Source organism: Paraburkholderia sp. SIMBA_027 (assembly GCF_046535315.1).
In the GTDB taxonomy this organism is placed as follows: domain Bacteria; phylum Pseudomonadota; class Gammaproteobacteria; order Burkholderiales; family Burkholderiaceae; genus Paraburkholderia; species Paraburkholderia tropica.
In genome coordinates this window covers 1-255 of sequence record NZ_JAWRWY010001081.1, presented here as the reverse complement: position 1 = coordinate 255, position 255 = coordinate 1, and the positions used below count along the sequence as shown (strand labels likewise).

Below are 255 nucleotides of genomic sequence, written 5' to 3'. Positions count from 1 at the left end.
CCGCGAGATCAGCCGGCGCACCGGGCTGTCACGCAACACGATCGCGAAGTATTTGAGCGCTGGTACGATCGAGCCGACGTTCACGGTACCGGAACGGCCGAGCAAGCTTGATCCTTTTGCCGATAAACTCGCCGGCTGGCTGAAGACCGAGGCCGGGCGATCGCGCAAACAGCGCCGAACGCTGAAGCAGCTTCATGCCGATCTGGTGGTTCTCGGCTTTACCGGCTCCTATGGGCGGGTCGCCGCGTTCGCCCG

General features: G+C 63.9%; 1 pseudogene. It reads left to right on the top strand.

Annotation, left to right across the window (positions count from 1 at the left end):
- Positions 1–255 (top strand): annotated as a pseudogene (locus SB764_RS42440) (IS21 family transposase); the annotation flags it as partial.